The organism is Streptosporangium sp. G12, assembly GCF_052983175.1.
On the sequence record NZ_JBRIQO010000013.1, the window covers coordinates 66,309 to 81,838 of the forward strand.

Annotated in this window: 14 protein-coding genes; 4 read left to right on the top strand and 10 right to left on the bottom strand. The window is 70.6% G+C overall.

Features of this window, described 5'->3' with window-relative positions:
- Positions 1-23: 23 nt before the first annotated feature.
- The gene (gene lat, locus ACVCAG_RS20590; protein WP_440081432.1) at positions 24-1,325 is read right to left on the bottom strand and encodes an L-lysine 6-transaminase; all 1,302 of its coding nucleotides are present in this window, start codon (positions 1,323-1,325) and stop codon (positions 24-26) included.
- Between the two features lie 336 nt (positions 1,326-1,661).
- Here lat and ACVCAG_RS20595 point away from each other — a divergent pair, with 336 nt between their 5' ends.
- The gene (locus ACVCAG_RS20595) at positions 1,662-2,861 is read left to right on the top strand and encodes an amidohydrolase (RefSeq protein WP_440081433.1); all 1,200 of its coding nucleotides are present in this window, start codon (positions 1,662-1,664) and stop codon (positions 2,859-2,861) included.
- 116 nt (positions 2,862-2,977) lie between these two features.
- Here the strand turns inward: ACVCAG_RS20595 and trhA are convergent, their stop codons facing one another.
- The gene (trhA, locus tag ACVCAG_RS20600; protein ID WP_440081434.1) at positions 2,978-3,646 is read right to left on the bottom strand and encodes a PAQR family membrane homeostasis protein TrhA; all 669 of its coding nucleotides are present in this window, start codon (positions 3,644-3,646) and stop codon (positions 2,978-2,980) included.
- 124 nt (positions 3,647-3,770) lie between these two features.
- Between trhA and ACVCAG_RS20605 the strand changes: the two genes are divergently transcribed.
- Positions 3,771-4,619, top strand: coding sequence for a fused MFS/spermidine synthase (locus ACVCAG_RS20605; RefSeq protein ID WP_440081435.1), 849 nt, complete (start codon positions 3,771-3,773; stop codon positions 4,617-4,619).
- A gap of 30 nt (positions 4,620-4,649) precedes the next feature.
- On the opposite strand, the gene ACVCAG_RS20610 is transcribed toward ACVCAG_RS20605, so the two are convergent.
- Positions 4,650-6,476: an ATP-binding protein gene (locus ACVCAG_RS20610; RefSeq protein WP_440081436.1), complete on the bottom strand. Its 1,827-nt coding sequence runs from the start codon at positions 6,474-6,476 to the stop codon at positions 4,650-4,652.
- Between the two features lie 184 nt (positions 6,477-6,660).
- Between ACVCAG_RS20610 and ACVCAG_RS20615 the strand changes: the two genes are divergently transcribed.
- Positions 6,661-8,070, top strand: coding sequence for a serine hydrolase (locus ACVCAG_RS20615; RefSeq protein ID WP_440081437.1), 1,410 nt, complete (start codon positions 6,661-6,663; stop codon positions 8,068-8,070).
- 165 nt (positions 8,071-8,235) lie between these two features.
- Entirely contained in the window at positions 8,236-9,222 is a 987-nt protein-coding gene (locus ACVCAG_RS20620; RefSeq protein WP_362687463.1) for a pirin family protein, read from the top strand.
- Positions 9,223-9,364: 142 nt separating this feature from the next.
- On the opposite strand, the gene ACVCAG_RS20625 is transcribed toward ACVCAG_RS20620, so the two are convergent.
- From ACVCAG_RS20625 to ngcE, 7 genes are all read right to left on the bottom strand, one after another.
- Positions 9,365-9,937 carry a hypothetical protein gene (locus ACVCAG_RS20625; RefSeq protein ID WP_440081438.1) on the bottom strand — a complete coding sequence of 191 codons (573 nt, stop codon included), beginning with the start codon at positions 9,935-9,937 and terminating at the stop codon, positions 9,365-9,367.
- Between the two features lie 152 nt (positions 9,938-10,089).
- A complete protein-coding gene (locus ACVCAG_RS20630) occupies positions 10,090-11,052 on the bottom strand; it encodes a pyridoxal-phosphate dependent enzyme (protein ID WP_440081439.1) in 963 nt (320 codons plus the stop codon).
- A gap of 18 nt (positions 11,053-11,070) precedes the next feature.
- The gene (locus tag ACVCAG_RS20635) at positions 11,071-11,361 is read right to left on the bottom strand and encodes a 4a-hydroxytetrahydrobiopterin dehydratase (RefSeq protein WP_440081440.1); all 291 of its coding nucleotides are present in this window, start codon (positions 11,359-11,361) and stop codon (positions 11,071-11,073) included.
- Complete coding sequence (locus ACVCAG_RS20640; RefSeq protein WP_440081441.1) at positions 11,348-11,950, bottom strand: hypothetical protein; 603 nt, start codon at positions 11,948-11,950, stop codon at positions 11,348-11,350. The genes ACVCAG_RS20635 and ACVCAG_RS20640 overlap by 14 nt, the downstream gene beginning before the upstream one ends.
- 107 nt (positions 11,951-12,057) lie before the next feature.
- Entirely contained in the window at positions 12,058-12,966 is a 909-nt protein-coding gene (locus ACVCAG_RS20645) for an ABC transporter permease subunit (protein ID WP_440081442.1), read from the bottom strand.
- Positions 12,966-13,877, bottom strand: coding sequence for a carbohydrate ABC transporter permease (locus tag ACVCAG_RS20650; protein WP_386155842.1), 912 nt, complete (start codon positions 13,875-13,877; stop codon positions 12,966-12,968). Before ACVCAG_RS20650 ends, ACVCAG_RS20645 begins: the two co-directional genes overlap by 1 nt.
- A gap of 6 nt (positions 13,878-13,883) precedes the next feature.
- Positions 13,884-15,338, bottom strand: coding sequence for an N-acetylglucosamine/diacetylchitobiose ABC transporter substrate-binding protein (ngcE, locus tag ACVCAG_RS20655; RefSeq protein ID WP_440081443.1), 1,455 nt, complete (start codon positions 15,336-15,338; stop codon positions 13,884-13,886).
- Positions 15,339-15,530: the final 192 nt, after the last annotated feature.

Genomic DNA, 15,530 nt, shown 5'->3' on the forward strand with positions numbered 1-15,530 from the left:
CGGCGCGGGGAACCCCGGTACCGCTAGGCGGAGAGGCGCAGGCAGCGGGAGGCCTCCAGGGCACGGGCGATGGCGGACGTGCCCTCCCCCAGCTCCTCCGAGGTGATCGAGAGCGCCGGTCGCAGCCGTACCGACCGCTCGCCGCACGGCAGGACCAGCACGCCCTCCTCCTCCCGCAGGCGGGCCACCAGGAGATCGCGCTCCACCGCGTCCGGCAGGTCGAAGGCGCACATCAGGCCGCGCCCGCGCGCGTTCTCCGCCAGGTCGGGGTAGCTCTCCTGGATCTCCCGCAGCGCCGCGAGGAGCTCGGCGCCGAGCCTGCCCGCGCGCGGGATCAGGCCGTCGCGCTCCACGATCTCCAGCATCCGGCGGGAACGGACCATGTCGACCAGCCCGCCACCCCAGGTCGAGTTGATCCTGCCGCTGACCTGGAACACGTTGCCGGGCACCGTGTCGACCCTGCGGCCCGCCATGATCCCGCCCACCTGCACCTTCTTGGCGAAGGCCACGATATCGGGGCGCAGGCCCAGCTGCTGGTACGCCCAGGGGGTGCCGGTGGTCCCCGCGCCGGTCTGCACCTCGTCCATGACGAGGAGGGCGTCGTGCTCGTGGCAGAGCCGTTCCATCGCGAGCAGGAACTCCGCCCGCATGTGGTTGTCGCCGCCCTCGCCCTGGATGGGCTCGGCGATGAAGCAGGCGATGTCGTGGGGGTGGCGCTCGAAGGCCGCCCGCGCCGCGGCCAGGGACCTCTCCTCGGCCGCCTCGACGTCGCCGAGATGGATCGCGGGCACCTCGATCCTGGGCCAGTCGAACTTCGGGAAGCGGTCGGTCTTGATCGGGTCGGTGTTCGTCAGCGAGAGCGTGTAGCCGCTGCGCCCGTGGAAGGCGCGGGTGAGGTGGAGAACCTTGGTCCCGAGCTCCGGGGAGCGCCCCCGCGAGGCGTTGAGACGGCTCTTCCAGTCGAAGGCGCACTTCAGCGCGTTCTCCACGGCGAGGGCGCCGCCCTCCACGAAGAACAGGTGCGGCAGCTCGGGGTCGCCGAGCACCCGGGCGAACGTCTCGGCGAAGTCGGCCAGGTGGGTGGTGTAGAGATCGGAGTTGGCGGGCTTGTTCGCGGCGACCCTGCCGAGCAGCGCCAGGAACTCCGGATCGTCGTCGAACGGGTTCACCCCGAGGGGCGCCGAGGCGAAGAAGGTGTAGAAGTCCAGATAACTTCGGCCGGTGTGGGCGTCGACGAGGCGAGACCCCCGGCTCCGTTCGAGGTCCAGCACGAGCCGGTAGCCGTCGACGAGCAGATGACGGGCGAGACGGCCATGAACGTCCATGTACCCTCCACGGTGGTCCGAGAAGATGATCCCCCGTCATTGACACATCTACACGGAGACGTTACGCGCTAGATCCGATTCTTGTGAAGATTTTCTTGCGTACGCGCGACCAGGGCACGGATGTCCGAGCGCGGGACAACGCGGTCCGGGCGCGGGACCGTACGCCCGGAGCCGGGGCGGGACCCGGACTCGGACCCGGACTCGGACCCGGAGCCGTGCGACCCGGTCTCCCCGGATGACCGTCTCCCTTCCCGAAGATCACCCCTCTCGAGCCCACAAACCGGTTAAATCGGCCTATCGTGCGATAAGGCCGTACGACCGCCAGGAGGAAGCCCGATGTCCCTTCGCGAATCCGCAGCCGACATGCGGGACGAGCTGGTCCGCCTCCGGCACGCCCTGCACCGGGAGCCGGAACTGGGCCTCGACCTGCCACGCACGCAGGAGAAGGTGCTGACGGCACTGTCGGGCCTGCCCCTGGAGATACGGCTCGGCGAGAGGCTGAGCTCGATCACCGCCGTGCTGCGCGGCTCCCTGCCGGGCCCGACCGTACTGCTCAGGGGTGACATGGACGCCCTGCCGGTCACCGAGCGGGGCGACGCCGCGGTCACCTCGCGGATGGCCGGGCGGATGCACGCCTGCGGCCACGACCTGCACACCACCATGCTGGCGGGCGCGGCGCACCTGCTGGCCGCCGGGCGCGACCGGCTCGCGGGGAACGTGGTCTTCATGTTCCAGCCCGGCGAGGAGGGCCCCGGCGGCGCGAAGATCATGATCGACGAGGGCGTGCTGGACGTGACGGGCGAGCGCCCGGTCGCGGCCTACGCCCTGCACGTGATCAGCTCGATACTCCCCCAGGGCGTCTTCGTGACCCGGAGTGGCCCGATCATGGCCGCCGTGGACAGGTTCACGGTGACCGTGCGCGGCGCCGGGGGCCACGGCGCCTCCCCGCACCGCGCCAAGGACCCCATCCCCGCGGCGTGCGAAATGGTCACCGCGCTGCAGACCATGGTGACGCGCGGGTTCGACGTGTTCGACCCCGTGGTCGTCACCGTCGGCAGCTTCCACGCGGGCAGCGCCGACAACGTGATCCCCGAGGAGGCCCGCTTCGAGGCCACGGTCCGGTCGTTCTCCGCCACCGCGCACGCGCGCGTCCAGGAACGGGCGGTGACCCTGGTGAGGGGCATCGCGGCGGCACACGGGCTGGAGGTGGACGCCGACTACGAGGTGAGCTACCCGGTCACGGTCAACGACGGCGCCGAGGCCCGCTTCGCCGGCGAGGCCATCCGCGAGGTCTACGGCGAGCGGCGCTTCGTCGAGGCTCCCCAGCCGTTCACCGGCTCCGAGGACTTCTCGTTCGTCTGTGACCAGGTGCCGTCGGCCTTCGTGGCACTCGGCGCCTGCCCGGCGGACGTCGATCCGGGCAGGGCCGCCTACAACCACGCCCCCGAGGCCAGGTTCGACGACGCGGTGCTGCCCGACGGCGCCGCGCTCTACGCCGAGCTCGCGACCCGCCGCCTCACCCTCGCCGCACGCTGAGCGAACCGGGCGGGGCGGGCGCGAAGCGTGCCGGGCGCGGGACGAGTGGACCGGGCGCGGGATGACACGGGCCGGACGGGCCGGACAGGCCGGGCGGTACGGGGCCCGTCGGCGCGTCACACCGCCGCGTAGACCACCAGCGAGACCGCCGCGTACTGCGCCAGGTAGGCGGCGACGGTGAAGGCGTGGAAGACCTCGTGGAAACCGAACCAGCGGGGAGAGGGGTCGGGCCGGCGCATGCCGTACACGACCCCGCCCGCCGTGTAGAGCACCCCGCCGAGGAAGAGCAGGACCACCGCGGCCACCCCCGCGCCCTCCACGAGCTGGGGCAGCACGAAGGCGGCCGTCCAGCCGAGGGCGATGTAGAGCGCGGTCGAGAGCCATCGAGGGGCGGCGGTCCACAGCACCCGGAAGAGGACCCCGGCGGTCGCGCCGGTCCAGATCACGCCGAGCACCACCGCGCCGGCCGCCCCGTCCAGGGCGAGCAGCGCGAACGGCGTGTAGGTGCCCGCGATGATCAGGTAGATGTTGGCGTGGTCGAGGCGCCGGAGCACCTCCTCCGAGCGCGGGGAGAGCGTCCCGCGGTGGTAGGTGGCCGAGATGCCGAAGAGCAGGCCGGAGGTGATCGCGTAGATCGCGGCGGCGAGCCTCGCCTCCAGGGTGGGTCCCAGGGCGACGAGGACGAATCCCGCGACGAGCGCCACGGGCAGCGCCCCGGCGTGCAACCAGCCCCGAAGACGGGGTTTGACGGACTCTGCGAGCGTTTCGGCAAGGATCGGGGCCATGAACCTACGCTAGCGTAAGTTACGCATCCGTAGGTTGTGATCTGTCCTACATGGCGTCAACCGGTCGCGGCTGCGCATATGGTTTCCCCTTCGGGTTCACATCAGGGAAAAGAGGACCGGACCGATGGGCAGGCGGGAAGCGCGGGAGCCGATGCCGGGACGGTATCCGGTGACCTTCGGCGAGGTCGATCTCCTGCAGGACCTCGACCGGCCCTCCGGCTGGGTCGTCTCCAAGGACGGCGTGCCGCAGTCGTACGTCGACCTCGACGACGCCACCTACCTCGACTTCGAGTACGTCCGGCTGATGGCCGACGTCATCGACCTGCTCGACGAGGGTCCGCTGGACGCCGTGCACGTGGGCGGCTGCGCCTGCACCCTGCCCCGCTACGTCGCGGCGACCCGTCCCGGCTCCCGGCAGGTCGTCGCCGAGCCGGACGAGGGGCTCGTCCAGCTCGTCAGGGACCAGCTCCGGCTGAAGTCGGTACCCCGGCTCAAGGTCAGGATCCTCGACGGCCGCACCGCCACCGCCGGGCTCGGCGACGCCTCGGCGGACCTGCTCGTGCTGGACGCCTTCAGCGGTGCCACGATGCCGATCGACCTGGCCACCTCCGAGTACATGGGGGACGTCGCCCGCGTCCTGCGCGCGGGCGGCACCCTGCTGATCAACGTCGCCGACGGCAAGGGGCTGGCCTTCACCCGCCGGGTGCTCGCCACCGTCCGCGGCACCTTCCCCCAGGTGGTGCTGCTCGCCGAGCCCGGCGTCATGCGGGGACGCCGCTTCGGGAACCTCATCGTCGCCGCCTCCCGCGTGCCCCTGCCCGTCTCCGGCCTGACCCGGAGGGCCGCGGGCGGGCTCACGCAGGCCCGCTGCGTGCACGGCGAGGACATCGTCAATTTCATCGCCGGAGCCCGCCCGCTGAACGACGGCGACGCCGTGGTCGTCCCCGTCCCCCCGCCCGCGGTCTTCGGCTGACCCACTCGCCGTCCCCTTCGGCTTGGCCCCTCAGCCCGGCACGGGAACCCAGGCGCCGACCAGGGTGCCCTCGCCGGGCGTCGAGGAGACGTCGAGGCCACCGCCGAGCGCGGCCATCCGGTCGGCCAGCGCGCTCAGCCCCCCGCGGCCGGGCTCGCCCCGCTCGAAACCCCTGCCGTCGTCGGAGACCGCGGCCCGCAGGCGCCCGCCGGACCAGGCCAGCCGCACCTCGATCCTGGAGGCCTCGGCGTGCTTGAGCGCGTTGGCGACGGCCTCGCTGACCGTGAAGTACAGGGCCCCCTCGATCTCGTCGGGGAAGCGCCGCGAGCGGAGCGCCGGATCGACCGTCACGGTCGTGGCGACCGGCAGCCGCGAGCAACGCTCCTCGACCGCCTCCGCCAGGCCGCCCTGGCTGAGCACGGACGGGTGGATGCCCGCCGCCAGTTCCCGCAGGTCGACGAGGGTCTGGCGGGCCTGCTCACGCAGGAGCGCCAGGCTGCCGGGGCCACCGCCGGTGGCGCGGGCCAGCTCCAGTCCCGCGATCAGCGCGATGAGCTGCTGCTGTGCCCCGTCGTGGATGTTGCGCTCGATCCGCCGCCGCTCGGCCTCCTGGGCGTTGACCAGGCGTGCCGCCAGTCCCGCGCTCTGGATCGCCAGCCCGACCGGCACCGCGAGCGAGCCGAGCAGCCTGCGGTCCTCGGCGTTGAAGCGCCCCGCGACCTTGGGGCCGCAGGCGATGTGCCCCAGCCCCGCCGGGACCGTGAGCACCGCCTCCCCGTCCTCCCGGCCCGCCACTACCCGCGTGCCGTCCGCGAGCGCCACGGCGGCCCACCGCGTCTCCAGGCCCGCCCGTACGGCCTCCGCCAACCTTCCCAGCTGCTCCACCGGGTCCGCCTCCTCCAGGCCCGGCCCGAGCTCCGTCAGGAGCTCGTCCACCGTCGGCCTGAGGTCGAAGACCAGGAAGAACCTGGAGCCCCTGACCGCCATCCGGATGTCGAGCAGGTTGTGGCGGAACACGACGGTGGCGATCACCGCGGGCAGCGCGGCCACCGCCGTCACGGCGCCGACCCAGCTCACCGCCTGGCCACCCTGCCCGAAGATCATTGTTGTCACGGAGCCGCCCAGGGCGGCCACCATCCCGAGGATCATCCAGCGGAGGCGGCGTCGCTCGACGAGGGTGCCGCGCCGCCGGCGCAGTACGAGGGAGGCCAGCACCGACAGCGCCACGAGGAAGACCACCAGCTGCCCGAACCCGCCCACCAGGGCGGCGAGCAGCCCGGCCGTGCCCTCGAGCCCCAGCGGGTTGCCGTACGAGAAGGCCGAGGCGTAGACCTCGTCGGGACTCAGCAGGATGCCCAGCCAGTGCAGGAGGATCGCCACCCCCGCGATCCAGGCGACCGGGCGCCAGCGCGGCGAGGGCAACCTGCCGTCGGGGAAGATCAGCGGGATGAACACCCAGCTCAGACCGTAGAAGCCGGAGAACAGCGAGGTCAGCAGCGCGCCGGCCACGGCGAGGGGACCGTGAGCGTCGCCGTACGCCACCAGGACGCCCACGCCGAGGCAGCCGAGGCCGAGGCAGGCGGCGGTGGCCAGCAGCAGCCAGCCGTAGGGGTTGTCGGGACGCCTGACCGCGATGAGCAGGCCGACCGAGGGCAGCAGCGCGCAGGCCACGACGAACAGCCACTGGCTGAACGGCACGGGCATACCGGCCTCCAGCACGCCGCCCGCGACCATCCCGGCCACCGACACCGCGGCCATGGACACGGCGAGGGCGCGGACCGGGGCGGACGCCGACGTGCCCGACGGGCCCGGCGGTGATGCGGGCGCCGGAGCGGTTCGAGAGGCCGTGGACGTCATGGGACGTAGGGTGACCTGCCGCGGGCTCCGCCGTCCAGGGGGTTGTCCGCACGTCCGGTGCGGTTCGCCGCACCGGCGGGACGGAGGACCGCCGGGTGTCACGAGCCGGGAACGCTTCCTAGTTTCGGATGAGGGCCATCGGGGAGATGGCCGCAACGCCGGAGAACATCCCGAGGAGCATCTCATGCGGTTGCCGTTCCGATCGAAGCGCCTGCTCGCCGTCGCCGTCGCCGTCACGGCCGTTCCGATGACGGCCCTGCCACTGGCCGTCCCCGCGTCGGCGGTCACGGCGGGGGCGGTCACGGTGGAAGCGGTCACAGCCGAGACGGTCACGGCGGGAAGACCTTTCGCCGAGCCGGAGATCCCGGACAGCCCCGCCGGCCGGCGGCTGCGCTGGTTCCTCGGCGCGCCGGACCGGGCACCGCTGGCGGAGAGCGAGCTCAAGGAGCATCTCAACTCCGGCTACCTCTCGTCGCTGACGGTCAACGGCGTCAACGCCTTCCTCAAGGCGTCGAAGGGGTTCCGCCTGGAGAAACTGACCAAGGAGACGCCGTCCGCGCTGGCCGGGACCGGGGTGATCGGCGAGCAGGCGTTCGCCCTGCAGCTCGGGGTGGACGGTGACGGGAAGATCAACCTGCTCGGGCTGACGCCCCCCGAGCCCTCCATGCCCGCCGCTCCCGGAAGCTGGAAGAAGCTCGACGCCCGGCTCCGCGAGGTCGCGCCGCGGGTGGGCTTCCTGGCCGCCGAGATCGACGCGCGGGGCAGGTGCGACGTCGCGCACGCCGTGGCGCCGGACACGGTACGGCCGCTGGGCTCGATCTTCAAGCTGTACGTGCTGGGCGCCGTGGCCGAGAAGATCCGCGACGGCGGGCTGAGCTGGAACGCCAAGCTCACGATCAAGCCCGAGTGGAAGAGCCTGGGCGAGGACGGGCTGACGGGCCGCCCCGACGGCGGCACCACCACGGTCAGGGAGGCCGCCAAGCTGATGATCTCGATCAGCGACAACACCGCCACCGACGTCCTGATCCACACGGTCGGCCGCAAGGCGGTGGAGGCCAAGGTACGGCGGTGGTCGAGCCATCCCGAGCGGAACCTCCCCTTCCTCACCACGCGCGAGGTCTTCCTGCTCAAGGGCGTGAACCACCCCGCGCAGGCCCGCGCCTACCTGGCGCTCGACACCGCCGGCAAGCGCGCCTACCTGAAGGACACGGTCGCCGGGCAGTCGCTGTCGGACATCGTGCTCTGGCAGAAGCCCAGGGAGATCGACACGCTGGAGTGGTTCGGCTCGCCCCGCGACGTCTGCCGGGCCTACGCGGGGCTTCTCAAGCTGGGCGGCAGGCAGGTGAGCGCGGTGATGTCCGCCAACGACGTCGGCCTCGGGCTCGACGAGAAGAAGTGGCCGCTGGTCTGGGCCAAGGGCGGTTCCGAGATGGGGGTCTTCGACCTGTCGTACCTGGCCCGCTCGGCCGGAGGGAGGACCTACGTCGTGACCGCGCTGACCAGCGACCCCGCCGGCGCGCTGGACGAGCGGGTCGCGGCCTCCGAGCTGATCTCGCTGAGCCGGGGCGGCTTCGCGCTGGCCACCCGAAAGTAGTCACTTCCAGGGGCGGCGGTGAACAGCCGCCGGAAGGTGGTCCCCCGGACGGGCGGGCTTCACCGTCGAGGCCGTGGCACTTCGTTGCCACGGCCTCGTTCGTCATGGAATAGTTGAAACATCAACTGAGTTATCACCTGCGAACATCGCAGGAAGGAATCCACAATGCCGGCCGTGACCGTAGAGAACCCGCTGACCCTGCCCCGCCTGCCGCAGCCGCTGAACGCGACCCGCGAGCGCCAGGTGCTGGCCGTCACCACCGCACCGAGCGGATTCGAGGGAGAGGGTTTCCCGGTCCGCAAGGCACTCGCGACGATCAAGTCCCAGTATCTCGATCCGTTCATCATGATGGACCAGATGGGTGAGGTCGACTACGCGCCGGGCGAGCCCAAGGGCACCCCCTGGCACCCGCACCGGGGCTTCGAGACCGTCACCTACATGATCGACGGCGTGATGGACCACGCCGACTCGCACGGCGGCGGCGGCACGATCTCCGACGGCGACACCCAGTGGATGACGGCCGGTGGCGGCATCCTGCACAAGGAGGCCCCCCCGGAGTGGCTGGTCCAGAAGGGCGGCCTGTTCCACGGGATCCAGCTCTGGGTCAACCTGCCGGGCAGCGAGAAGATGGTCGCGCCGAAGTACCAGGACATCGGCAGGACCAACGTCGTGCTGCTCAGCAGCCACGACGGCGGAGCGCTGGTCCGCCTCATCGCGGGCGAGGTCGGCGAGTTCACCGGCCCCGGCTCCACCCGGACGCCGATCACCCTGCTGCACGCCTCCCTCAGCCCCGGCTCCCGGCTGACGCTCCCCTGGCGCAAGGATTTCAACGCGCTCGCGTACGTCCTGTCGGGACGCGGCACCGTCGGCGGTGACCGGCAGCCGATCGAGTCGGGCCAGCTGGCCGTCTTCGACGGCTTCGGCAACCTTCCCGGCCTGGGCACCGACGGCGAGACCATCACGCTCTCGGCGGCCGGCACCCAGGAGAGCCGCAGCCCCAACCTGGAGGTCATCGTGCTCGGAGGCCGCCCGATCGGCGAGCCGGTCGCGCACTACGGGCCGTTCGTGATGAACACCCAGGCGGAGCTGGCGAAGGCGTTCGAGGACTACCAGGCCGGTCGTCTCGGCACCATCCCCGCCGGTCACGCCTGATCGCGGAACACGCGGCCCGGCCTCCGGGATCCGGCGCGGCCCGGAGGCCGGGATCCGGCACGGATCGGAACATCGCGGCCGAGGACGCCATGGCCCCGGCACCGGGACCCGCCGACGGGCTCATGCCTGGCTCATGCCGGACCTAGCGTTCGGTGAGGGTGACGCAGGCGACGCGGGGGCCGGCACTGCCGGCCTCGGCGCCGGTGGTGCGGGTGGGCTTGGCGTGGATCACGAGCGATTTGGGCAGCCGGCCCGGGACGAGCGCCCAGTCCTGGGTGGTGGTGGCGATGGCGTCGCCCCGGACGTCGGTGGTGAAGTCGAGCCAGACCTCGTTCTCGGCGCTCGCCTGGGTATGGGAGTGCTGGTAGTGCGGCCCGGCGTCCTCCGGTTTGAAACCGCACGCGTTGACGTGCAGGTGCGCCCCGTAGGTGCGATTGTGGAGCATGCCCTTGGCGATGACCTTGGCGGTGGCGAGCACCGCTCCCGACTCCACGGTGACCCGCGCCGAGGCTCCGGGGGGCACCAGCGCGGTGTCGTAGACGATGGCGGTGGCGCGCGGCGCGGGACTGGTGAACGTGCCGCCTCCGGCGAGGCGGATCCCCTCGGCGCTCGGACCCGCGCTGGGACTGTGCCCGGCCGGATGGGGCGCGGCGACCTGCTCGCCGCAGCCCGTGCAGAGCAGGGCGACGGCGGCGAGAACTCCCAGAATGCGCATCCACGATCTCCTTGACCGGGCCGGAGAAGAGCAGCGCCCACCATATCGAGTGATCATACGACCACGCTCGGTATTGACCGCTCCCGGCCACGCCGCCCCGGAGATCCGCGGCGGGGGCCGGACGGTCCCCGCGCCGCGCGGGAAGGCGGAGGTCACGGCGGGGGCCGGAGACACCCGCCGTCGTCGGCCCGCGCTGGGCGGGAGGACGGAGCCGCCTCCATCGGACCCGTCACCACGGCGACGACCGTGGTGTTCCTGGGGAAGGCCCCGCGTTCCGCCAGGGTGAAGACGCCCCACATCATCTTCGCCACGTAGATCCGGTCGAGCGACATCCCGTGCCGGCGGGCGAAGTCGTCGGCGAACGCGTCCAGTTCGGGAGCGCGTCTGGCGTAGCCCCCGGCGTGGAAGTCGTGGTCGATCGTCCAGTTGGCCGACACCTCGCCGTAGGCGGCCTCCTGGAGCCTGGCGACGTCGTCGGCCAGGAACCGCGCTCCCCGCAGGACGGAGAAGCCCAGGGCCCGCTGCCCGGCGGCCAGCCCTGCGGCGATGCCCGCGAGCGTGCCCCCGGTGCCGACGGGGCAGCACACGACGTCGAACGGTACGTCGATCTCCCCGGGGAGTTCGGCGCAGCCGCGGACGGCCTGCTCGTTGCTGCCGCCCTCGGGCAGCAGGTAGAACCGGCCGAACCTCCGGTGGAGTTCCTCGACCACGGGCGCGGTGCCCTTCGCGCGGTAGGTGGTGCGATCCATGTAGACCAGCCGCATCCCCGAGCGCGCGGCGAAGGCCAGCACGTCGTTGAGCGGCAGGTGCTCCTCGCCCCGGATGACGCCGACGCTCCGGAACCCGAAGCGGGCTCCGGACGCGGCGACGGCCCGCACGTGGTTGGAGTAGGCGCCGCCGAAGGTGAGCAGGGTCTCGTGGCCCAGTTCGGCGGCCCGCGCGAGGTTGTACTTGAGCTTGCGCCACTTGTTGCCCGGCAGGAGGGGGTGGATCAGGTCGTCACGCTTCAGGATCACGCGTACGCCCGCGCGGGCGAGCCGGGGGTCGTCGAGCTCCACGAGGGGCGAGGACGGCGTCCGGTCGAACTCCCGCGGCCCGTGTCCCGGATCGGTCATGATCGGCCGAGGAGCGGTTCAGGCGCCGGCCGAGGCTATCTCGTCGATGCGGGCTGCCAGGGTGAAGTCGAGCTCCGTCAGGCCACCCGCGCTGTGCGTGCTGAGCGCCAGGTGCAGGGTGCGCCAGCGGATGTCGATGTCGGGGTGGTGGTCGAGCTTCTCGGCCTCGACCGCGATCTCGTTCACGATGCGGATCGCGGCGGGGAAGTCGGTGGCGGTGATCGTGCGGCGGATCTCGTCGCCCTCGCGCCGCCACTCGGGCAGGCCGGTCAGCCGCTCGTCCACCGCGGAGTCGTCAAGCAGGTTCATCCTCCCAGGAGATCATGTCTCCGGCGAAGACGCCAAGCCTGGGCAGGCTTCCGGCGCGGCGGGCCATGGCCATGATGCCCTGGGCCATGGCGGTGGCGTGGCTGGCCTGGTCGAGGAGGGGCTCCAGCTCGGGCAGCAGGCCGGGCAGCCGGGCGAGGCTCCATTCGTGCCAGTCCGACAGGCGGGTGCCGCCGCTGTCGGGGTCTTCGGCGCGGTAGGCCGCCAGGATCGGGCACTCCCGGTGGATGCGCAGCAGCCATCTCTCGATGTCGGCGTTGAGCGCGGCGATCCGGGAGGGGGCGGCGTACAGCCAGCCGTCGTCGCCGATGCGGTCGGACTCGCCGGGGACGGCCGGGTAGGAGTGGACCACCGTGCCGTGCAGGAACAGGCCGCTGGCCACCATCAGCTGGCGGCCCTCGCACCAGTCGAGCGCCCCGCGCAGGGGCGCCGGGACGGTGTCGACGATGACCGCGCGCTGGGAGGTGCTCGGCTGCCGGGCGAAGCGTACGTGCACCTCGGCCCACATGTAGTAGCTCGCCTCCCCCGCGCCGAAGAAGGGGAAGGGGAAGTCCTGGTCGAGGAGGGCCATGTGTCGGGTTCTCCGTGGGGAGGGGACAGGAGTCGTTCCGAATATGAACGACTCCCGACGACACTCCTGGGATTACTCGCCGGAGCTCGTATTTTGACCGGATCCGGTCATTTGACGGCGCCGGAGGTGAGGCCCGACTGGATCTGGCGCTGGAAGATGATGTAAATGATCATGACGGGGATGATGGCCATGCTCAGCGCGGCGAACAGGCCCGGCCAGTCGGCCTCGTACCCGGCGCTGGTGGAGATGTTGGCGACGCCCTGGGTGATCACCCATTTGTCCTCGACGTTGCCCGAGAGCAGCACGATCGGCAGGAGGTACTGGTTCCACTGGCCCAGGATGTTGAAGATCGTGATGCTGATCAGGCCCGGCTTGGCCATCGGCATCATGACCTGGAAGAACGTCCGGGTGTGCGAGCAGCCGTCCATCATCGCCGCCTCGGCCACCGAGGTGGGCAGCGTCTTGAAGAACGCCGACAGGAAGAAGACGGTGAACGGCAGCGAGTAGGCGATGTAGACCAGGATCAAGCCGAGGTGGGTGTCGATCAGGCCGAGGTTCTTCACCACGAAGAACAGCGGGACCAGCGCGAGGAAGACCGGGAAGGTCATGCCCGACACGAACAGGAAGTAGATGAGCCTGTTGCCGGGGAAGGTGTAGCGCGCCAGCACGTACGCGGCCATCGAGCCCAGGAGCATGGTGCCCGCCGTGCTGCACGCCACCACGAAGACGGTGTTCAGCATGTACTGGCCGATGTGGGCCTTCTCCCAGGCCCGGCCCCAGGCGTCCCAGCCGAAGGAGGCCGGGAGGGTGATGGCGTCCCCGAAGATCTCGGTGTTGGTCTTGAAGGAGGACAGGAACGTCCAGACGATCGGGCCGATGATCAGGATCGCCCAGACCAGCAGCGCGACGTGGGACAGCGCGCCGAAGACCCCGAGCGGGTTCTTCACGCGGCGCCTGACGGGCGCGGGGGCGGAGGGGCGGGTGGCGTCGGGCTTGCGCGCCGTGTCCGTGGCCATCAGAACTCGATCCTCTCGCGCCGGGTCACGCGCAGGGTGAGGGCGGCGAACGTGATGGTCATGAAGAACAGCGCCACGCCCATCGCCGACGCGTAGCCGAACTTGGAGAAGTTGAACGCCGTGCGCCAGATCTCCATCGGCAGCACCGTCGTGGAGTTGTCGGGCCCGCCCCGGTCGACCGAGAGGACCTGGACCAGGGCGAAGGCGTCGAAGGCGGCGATGCCGAGGTAGACCCAGGCGACCTGCATGGTGTCCCACAGCAGCGGGATCGTGATCCTGAAGAACAGGGTGAACCGGCCCGCGCCGTCCAGCGCGGCGGCCTCGAACACGTCCTTGGGGATGGAGGACATGCCGGCCGAGAACAGGACCACGTAGAAGCCGACGGCCTGCCAGACCATCACCGCGATGATCGACAACAGGGCGATGTCCGGGTCGATCAGCCAGCCGACCGGGTCGATGCCGACCTTGCCGAGCAGGCCGTTGATCACGCCGGTGCCGTCCGGGCGGTAGATCGCCTGGAAGAGCACGCCGACGATGGCGACGGCCAGGACCTGGGGCAGGAAGAAGATCACACGATAGACCTTCGAACCCCAGATCCCGGTCATCCGGCCGCCCCGCTGCCCGCCGCTCAGGTTGAGCAGGAAGGCGAAGAACAGGGCGATCACGATCGTGACCAGCGGCATGACAAGCAGCAGAACACCGTGGTGCCGCACCGCGGCCCAGAAGACCTCGTCGTCAAAGAGCCTGGTGAAGTTCTCCAGGCCGATGAACTGGGGGTTCGCCGAGATGCCCTTCCAGTTGGTCATCGAGATGTAGAAAGCCTGTATGTACGGGCTGATCACGAAGACCACGTAGAGGAGGACCGGCGCGGCGAGAAAGCCGACGATGAACGGATACTTGCCCTGCCGCATCGGGAGCTACACCGTCCGGTTCTGCTTGGTGATGGACGAGTCGGCCTTGGTCTTGTCGGCGGCCTTCTGCATCTTCTCGCAGAACTCGTCGGCGGAGATGCGGCCGAACATGAGCGCGTTGGTCTGCTTGCGCAGCTCGGTCTCGAACTCCTTGTACCAGTTCTCGAAGCTGCTGAAGGTGACGATGTTCTGGCCGGCGGCGGTCTGCGCGGCGCTGAGGCTCGCGTTGCCGGGCGACAGCTCCAGGCCGTCGGCGGCACCGGTCACCACGGTGATGTTGCCCGACTTCTCGGTGAAGCCGCGCGCGCCCTCCTTGGAGAGCATGATGCGCAGGTACTCCAGGCCGCCCTTGGGGTTCTTGGCCTTGGCGGGGACGATGTAGGCCTCGCCGGCGGCGGCGCGGATGGCCTCGAACGGCATCTTGTCGGCGGCGGTGACGCTGGGGGTGGGCGTCAGCGCGTACTTGAAGGTCTCCGGGGTCTGGGCCTTCTGCTCGTTCTCCAGCCAGGAGCCCGACGGGTACAGTGCGACCTTGCCCTGGTTCTGGCGGAGCTGCACCTCGGTGTGGATCAGGCCCTCGAAGGACTTGTCCATGTACTTGGCGATCTCGGCCCAGGCCGCGGCGGACTGCTTCATGGAGTCGCGCTGCCAGACACCGTCGACGAGGTTGTCGACGTCGACCAGGATCTGGTTGCCCTCGATCTTCGCGGCGGAGATGAGGATCATCCAGTACGCGTAGTAGGCGGCGTTCTTGCCCGCGTACGCGAAGGGGGTGACCCCGGCGGCCTTGGCCTTCTCGGCGAAGGCCTTGAACTCCTCGAAGGTCTTCGGCGGGGTCCAGCCGTTCTTCTCGAACAGCGCGGAGTCGTACCAGAGGCCGTACGCGGAGAAGACGTAGTTCATCAGGTACGGCTTGCCGGCGATGAGGCCCGACTCGACGGTGCCCGGCGCGACCATGTCGCGCACCTTCTTGCTCGGGTCGTCGATCGAGGGGGCGTCCCACAGCTCGGTGAGCTCCAGGAGCTGGCCCTCCTGCTGCAGGGCGCCGTTGTCCATCAGGTCGGTGCCGGAGTTGGCGATCATGTCGGGGACGTCGCCGCCGGCGAACCGCGGCTGCAGGGTCTGCGCGATCTGCTGGGTGGCGACGTGCTTGATCTGGGCCTGCGGGAACGCCTTCTTGTACAGCGGCTCGTGGACCTCGGTCGCGTAGCTGTCACCCAGGCCGCCCTTGAAGATGACGACCTCGAGCGGCGCGTCCGCGGCGACGCCGAACGGGTTCTTCGCGGAGACCGCGCCGCCCGCGGAGGGGGCGGCGGAGGCCGGGGCCGCGGGGGCCGCGCCGCCGGTGGCGCAGGCGGTGAGCAGTCCGGCGCCGGGGCCGGCGATCAGAGCGCTCATGCCGATCCGGCGGAGCATCTGCCGCCGGGTGATATCTCCGGGCGTACCGGCCGAGTTGGACATGTAACCCTCCTGAACGGGGGATCAATTAGGAAAGTTTCCTAAACGTTTGCCCGAAGGTACGTACCCCCGGAGTCCACCGTCAAGAGCTCGTATCCGGTCTAGACCGAGCCGTGATGTCCTCGCGACATATCTGGTAGAAACCAAACGCCAGGGAAGTGCAATCCAATGACAGAACGGCACACAGTAGCCGAT